The organism is Jannaschia seosinensis, from assembly GCF_001408515.1.
Classification (GTDB): Bacteria; Pseudomonadota; Alphaproteobacteria; order Rhodobacterales; family Rhodobacteraceae; genus Jannaschia; species Jannaschia seosinensis.
Genome location: NZ_CYPR01000189.1, coordinates 1 through 6,008 on the forward strand (window position 1 = coordinate 1; position 6,008 = coordinate 6,008).

Consider the following 6,008-nt stretch of genomic DNA (forward strand, 5'->3'; position numbering starts at 1 on the left):
TGAGGAATTTCAGCGCGGCCTTCTTGTCCCGCGTCTTCGTGACCAAGCTTTCCAGCACCTCGCCCTCATGATCGACCGCCCGCCAGAGGTAGTGCTGCTCGCCGTTGATCTTCACGAACATCTCGTCGAGGTGCCAGCGCCAGCGGCTCGACTTCATGCCCTCAATGCGTCGCTTCCGGATCTCGCCCGCGAATAGCGGCCCGAAGCGATGCCACCAGAAGCGCACCGTCTCGTGGCTGACGTCGACGCCGCGCTCGTGCAGCAGATCCTCGACGTTCCGCAGCGACAGCGGGAAACGGACGTACATCATCACCGCCAGCCGGATGATCTCGGAGCTGGTCTTGAAGTACTTGAAGGGGCTGCGCTTGGTCATGCGACGAAGCTATCCAGCCGCCCGCTCCGCCTCAAGCGAAGTTCTTTTGACAAGGCCCATCGGTGCGCTCGCGTGAGCCAATACGAGGTGTTCATCGAAAGAAGACGTATTTCACGCCCATCATTGTTCCAATCCCTTGGCTCCTAGTGGTCGCGCGACTTGCCGGAGAGCCCGTCGATGATCGGGCAGTCCGGCCGGGCGTCTCCGTGACAGGTCTCGACGAGATGCCCGAGCATCTCCCGCAACCCGGTCAATTCCGCGATCTTGCGGTCGATCTCGCCGAGCTTCTCGGTCGCGATCGCCTTCACATCCGCGCTGGCGCGATCGCGGTCGGTGTAGAGGGAGAGCAGTTGCCTGCATTCCTCGACCGAGAAGCCGAGGCTGCGGGAACGCTGGACGAAGCGGAGCCGGTGGACGTCCTCGTTGGAATAGTCGCGATACCCATTCTCCGCCGAGAAACGCGCGAAAGTTGGTGATGCCCTGAGGGGCGGCATATCATGGCGCACACTACACGACTCCGCAGGGCTTTCGTGCTTCTGGGTTGATCCTCTGCCACGACGCGATGGCGTCGAGGGGATCGGCTCTGAGGCGGCTTCGGATGTGGTCGAAGCCGGTTCGAAACCAGGATCTGGCGTAGTGGCTGTGGCTTTTGCGCGGCGGCGCGCGCTTGCCGAGAAGGTCTGCGGCGGCGCGACCGGCCCAGGCAAGGGCAAGCGCGACAAGGGACATGAGCAGAGCGAGTTTGCGTGGATCGGTGAGACGTGTGTCCTCGAGGTTGAGGCCACGCGTCTTGGCATCGCCGAACAGACATTCGATTGCCCAACGTTTGCGGTAGGTTTCGAGCGCGGTGCGCGGCGCGACGTTGGTAACCACGATCAACCACTCTCCCTTGAGCGGCTTGGCCGCGACGTTCAGGAGCGGCATATTGCTGGCGGCTGCGTCCTCGCGTGTGCCGAGGCGGGCGCGAAAAGCCCGGCCACGGCGGGCCAGGCGCAGCCTTGCGCGCAAGGTAAGGTCGTGACCGTCCTCGGTCGTAATGCGAAGATTTCCCCTTGCGCGGATAGCAAAGGGGATATTGTTTTTACCAAGAAATTCCATCCAGCCTGCGCCGACAAACTCGCGATCGGCAAGCAGCAGACGGATGGTCGTCGCGGGAAAATTCGCGAGATATCGCTCCATCAGGGCGATGCGCATGTCGGTGTCGGAACACCCGCGGCCTTCGATCAGGCTCCAGACCAGGGGGACGCGGAAACGACGGGTGACGACTGCGAGCACGAGAAAGTTCACCTCGGTCTTGCCGATCTGCCAGTTGGTGCGGTCGAGCGCGAGCAGCCACGATTTGTTCAGGCCCAACAGCCGGACCAGAAGCGGGAGCGACCAGTCCTCGTCGAGATGGACGTGCTGGAAGAAGCGTTGCAACCGACGGTATGTTGACGAGGTCAGGGCCGATCCCGGTCGTTCGCAGGCAAGATGGCCGAGGTTCACGCTGCGCGCGCTGACCATGCCGATGACGATCATGCAAAGCGTCTCCAGACGGCTCTTGCTCAAGTCGAGATCTGGACGCAGAATATTCGTGAGGGCGGAGATGGCGTGGTGAAGCATCGGATGTTTCCTTGGTCGGAGTCATCCAGTTGAATCCATCCAGCCGCCCTCAGCCAGCACTCTGTCGTTTAGTGTGGGGCGTCTACTTCAAACCGCGCATGGCCGAGGAAAAACAATGCGTTCTGGTGGTCGTGGGTGCGGATGAATACGGCCGCAAGGAGCTTCTGGCCATGACCGACGGCTTCCGCGAAAGCACCGAGAGTTGGCGCGAGGTGCTCCTTGATCTCAAGCGCCGCGGCCTGAAACAGGACCCCAAGCTGGCCATCGGCGACGGTGCCTTGGGGTTCTGGACCGCCCTGCGCGAGGTCTTCGCCACGACACGAGAGCAGCGGTGCTGGGTCCACAAGACCATGAACGTGCTCAACGCGCTGCCGAAATCAGTGCAGTCGAAGGCAAAGGCACACCTGCACGACATCTGGCAGGCCGAAACCCGTGCCGCGGCGTCGGCGGCCTTCGACTTCTTCGTCGATGCTTGCGGCGTGAAATGGGACAAGGCGGCCGCCAAGCTCGTCAAGGACCGGGATGCGCTACAGACTTGTCTCACGACTTTCCCGCCGAGCACTGGAAACACATCCGGACCTCAAACCCGATCGAAAGCACCTTCGCCACCGTTCGGCACCGCACGAAACGTACCAAGGGATGCCTGAGCCGCAAAACGGGTCTGGCCACGGCCTTCAAGCTGATGATGTCGGCGCAGTGCAAATGGCGAAGGCTCGATGGCCAGAACCGACTACCCGAGATCATCTAGGGGATTGAGTTCCACGACGGCCTCCGCCACCTTCAAACTGCCGCCTGATCACGCGTCACCAATTTCGCGCATACCTCTTCGCCGCCCGATCAGCGGTCAATAGGCCGATGTCCTCGTAGTAGCGGATCGTCTTGGGCGGCAGCCCCGATTTCTGCGCGGCGGTTCCGATGTTCATGGCAGCGTCTCCGGAGCTGTTTCACATCATATAGAGTTTCCAGTCGCTGGAAGATCAAGAAGTTTCGGAGTGCCCTGCAAAGAAGTGGCCGCGCAGTGTGCACCGCGCGGCCTTCGCCATGTCAGTTAGCGTTTTCAGCCAGCCAAGTGGTCATCTGCTCGATCTCGCCGACCTGTGCGGCAATAATTGCCCCCGCAAGCTCGATCATCGTCGGATCGTCTCCATGCTCGAGCAGCACCTGCGCCATGTCGATGGCCCCCTGATGGTGGGCGATCATCCCGCAGGCGAAGGCCACGTCGGCATCCTCCATCATCATGCCTTCGTGCATCGCGGGCATCCTGATCATCATCCGGCGCATGTTCTCCTGAACGTGCTCAGGCATGGCTTCGAGATCCACGCCTCCCGTTCCCATCATGTCCATCATGTCCATCATGGCCGAATTCATGGCCCCGCCCTGATTGCCTTGCATACCGCCATGGCCCATGGCCGAATGGTCCATGCCGCTGGTGGCAGCAGTTGTCGTGCACTGTTCGGGCAGCTGGAATTCCGCGTCCTGCGCTATGACAGGCGCTGAGAATGCGGTAGCAGCGACAGCCGCTGCGAGGATCGTCTTTGCGATGTTCATCTTGAGTCTTCCTGATTGTGTGAATTTCATGGGCGTTCAGACAGGCATACGTCGGGGCGGCGGCAGCACCACGCCCGGGTCGCTGCCGGTGCCATGGAAAGCTGATGCCGCAGTCGCCCCGTCGTCGCGGAGAAACACAGGCAGGTCGTGCGGTCCGACCGAAATGCCCGGACAGCAATGCGCCATCATGCAACAGCCCATTGCCGAAGCGTCACAGTCTGCATCCAATTTGACGTTGAGATGGCGGATCTGGTTGTTCTGTTCGATGTGCGCGTGGTGGCCAAGCATTCCTGCCTGCACCCCATGATTAACGGATAATGCAGACCCATGGGCGACGGGCGGCCAGACGAGAACGAAGGCCAGCGTCAGTAACGCTGCCAATCCCACACTCCACATCCGCTCCCACTTTTGCATCAAGACTGGTCCATCTGGGAAACCGCTCTGCCAGTAATTACAACCCGCTCGCCATCAGCGCGTTCCTCCTGGCAACGTCACCGACAGCCGACAGCCGGCAGGACGTCACGCCGCGCGGCGCGGCGGAAACCCGGCGTCTTGGAGCACGGCCGCAACCGCGCATTGATCGGCACCCGACTCCACGGTGACGCGCTTCAGGTTCAGACCGATGTCGACCTTCGCCTGCGGATCAATCGAATGTATCGCCTTGGTGACGCTCTTGGCACAACCGCCGCACACCCTGTTGTCAATCTGGAACTGCACAAATACGCTGCGAAATATCTCTGGGGCATCGACTTCGAAGCCCGTGCAGCCAAGACGTCCCGCGCGCTGATGCTGATTGCCGGCGACGGACATACCAACATCTTCGGACCGGACGTCAGCAGCCTGGACCCGCGTACCTGGTACGAGAACAGCTCGGGACAGGCGCTCATGCATGGCCTGAGGCAGGCGAAGTTGACGGCTGCCAAAATTCCCGAGCAGGAGACGCTCAAGGACGATGATCGAGCGTGGGAGTATTTCGACGAGCTGAAGTTTGACGTGGTCCTGGCCAATCCCCCGTTCGCGGGGGAGATGAAGGACAGAAAGATGCTGGCGCGCTACGAGCTGGCCAAGCCCGCTCTGAAGCGGGCCGGGTCCGACAAGGCCGCCAAGGAAGAGCGCGACGTGCTCTTCATCGAGCGCATCCTGAAGATGCTGCGCCCGGGCGGGCGTGCCGCGATCGTTCTGCCCCAGGGCAAGTTCAACAACTCCTCGCTGGCCTTCATCCGCGAGTGGATCCTCAAGAAGGCGCGCCTGCTGGCTGTCGTCGGCCTGCACCCGAACACCTTCAAGCCGCACACCGGGACCAAGACGTCGGTCCTGTTCATCCAGAAGTACACGGACGAGCAGCTCGCCGACATCGCCCGCGTCCACGACGACGTGGCGAAGGACTGCCCGGCGTACGAAACGGAAATCCAGGCCCTGCTGGACGCGCACGAAGGGGATGTGCCTGAAGACGCGATCCCCGACGCCGTGGCCGATCTGATCAGCGAGACATTCAGCGAGCCGGAACTCGATGAACCTGCCGCCGAGGATGGCGAAGGCGAAGATGGTGAGGAGACGCCCGAGCCGCCCAGCGAGGAGGACCGGATCGCAGCGGCGGAGGACAAGGTTGACGCGCTCAAGAGCGAGCTGGTCGGCGTGAAGCAGAAGCTCATCGACCTCGACAGCGACGTCGAGGCGCTGGAATGGCAGCAGAAGAACGAGATCGAGGCGATCGGCGACACGTTTGCCGGAACTGCGCGCGAGCTTTCCGCGCATCTGAAACCGATCAAGGCCGAGCACAAGGAGGCCGTGAAGGCCCTCAAGGCAAAGCAGAAGGAGACCGCCAAGCGGCTGAAGGCAGAGATCAAGCGGCTCGAAAAGGCGATCCCTGAGGCGGAACGTGACCTGAAGCTCCTGACAAGCCGGGGCAAGCTGGAGCTGGTGCTGGGCGATGACGACCTGATCGGTACGCTGAAGGAACGCTGGATCGCCGCCGAGGTGGCCAAGCGGCTGGACTATCCGATCTTCATGGCGGTCAGCGAGCGGGGCGGCAAGAACAACTCTGGCGACTAGGAGTTCATGCTGGATACCGAAGGGCACATGATCGAGGACCCAAGCGGCCAACCCAAGATCGACCGTAAGCGGTGGCTGCGGCCCACGTTGTCGGGCATCGGCATGATTGCGAGATCTACCCATCTCAAGATGGGGAGTGCGTTTCGCAATGTGTGCTATGAATTCGTTTCTCAGATCGCTGGGTGTGGAGGTCCATGCGTCAGGGCATCGACGGTGGCCGGATGATGTAAAGGCGCAGGTTGTCGCGGAGACGTTGGCGCCGGGCGCGACCGTGAACTCCGTGGCCGAGCGGTATGGGGTTAAGCCGAACCAGTTGTCCGCCTGGCGGGGCTTGGCGAAGAAGGGCAAGTTGGTCCTGCCTGCGGCCATCGACGCCTCCGCGGGGGCTGGTGAGCTCCCTGTCTTCGCGCCCCTTGTCCTGCGTGAGCCGGAG

9 protein-coding genes and 1 pseudogene are annotated in these 6,008 nt (G+C 62.0%); 3 read left to right on the forward strand and 7 right to left on the reverse strand.

The annotated features are described in order from the left end of the window. The 3 genes from JSE7799_RS14115 to JSE7799_RS14125 form a co-directional block, all read right to left on the reverse strand. Positions 1-373: IS6 family transposase (locus tag JSE7799_RS14115; RefSeq protein WP_144431724.1), on the reverse strand; the 373-nt coding region annotated here is incomplete at its 3' end. 143 nt (positions 374-516) lie between these two features. Further along, a complete protein-coding gene (locus tag JSE7799_RS14120; protein ID WP_055661787.1) occupies positions 517-867 on the reverse strand; it encodes a MerR family DNA-binding protein in 351 nt (116 codons plus the stop codon). Positions 868-880: 13 nt separating this feature from the next. Further along, complete coding sequence (locus JSE7799_RS14125; protein ID WP_055664185.1) at positions 881-1,975, reverse strand: IS4 family transposase; 1,095 nt, start codon at positions 1,973-1,975, stop codon at positions 881-883. 71 nt (positions 1,976-2,046) lie between these two features. Between JSE7799_RS14125 and JSE7799_RS14130 the strand changes: the two are divergent. Further along, positions 2,047-2,723 (forward strand): annotated as a pseudogene (locus JSE7799_RS14130) (IS256 family transposase); the annotation flags it as partial. 55 nt (positions 2,724-2,778) lie between these two features. On the opposite strand, the gene JSE7799_RS20020 reads toward JSE7799_RS14130, so the two are convergent. The 4 genes from JSE7799_RS20020 to JSE7799_RS14145 form a co-directional block, all read right to left on the reverse strand. Continuing rightward, positions 2,779-2,898, reverse strand: coding sequence for a MerR family DNA-binding transcriptional regulator (locus JSE7799_RS20020; protein WP_442354842.1), 120 nt, complete (start codon positions 2,896-2,898; stop codon positions 2,779-2,781). Positions 2,899-3,019: 121 nt separating this feature from the next. Beyond that, on the reverse strand, positions 3,020-3,523 hold the full coding sequence (locus tag JSE7799_RS14135; protein ID WP_055664186.1) for a DUF305 domain-containing protein: 504 nt from the start codon (positions 3,521-3,523) through the stop codon (positions 3,020-3,022). 36 nt (positions 3,524-3,559) lie between these two features. Continuing rightward, positions 3,560-3,937 carry a hypothetical protein gene (locus JSE7799_RS14140; RefSeq protein ID WP_144431725.1) on the reverse strand — a complete coding sequence of 126 codons (378 nt, stop codon included), beginning with the start codon at positions 3,935-3,937 and terminating at the stop codon, positions 3,560-3,562. Positions 3,938-4,042: 105 nt separating this feature from the next. Next, positions 4,043-4,333, reverse strand: a complete 291-nt coding sequence (locus JSE7799_RS14145) for a heavy-metal-associated domain-containing protein (RefSeq protein ID WP_245624902.1) — start codon at positions 4,331-4,333, stop codon at positions 4,043-4,045. Between JSE7799_RS14145 and JSE7799_RS14150 the strand changes: the two genes are divergently transcribed. Continuing rightward, positions 4,310-5,575, forward strand: coding sequence for an N-6 DNA methylase (locus JSE7799_RS14150; protein WP_055664188.1), 1,266 nt, complete (start codon positions 4,310-4,312; stop codon positions 5,573-5,575). The genes JSE7799_RS14145 and JSE7799_RS14150 overlap by 24 nt on opposite strands. A gap of 157 nt (positions 5,576-5,732) precedes the next feature. Continuing rightward, on the forward strand, positions 5,733-6,008 hold a 276-nt coding region (locus JSE7799_RS14155), incomplete at its 3' end, for a transposase (RefSeq protein WP_144431726.1).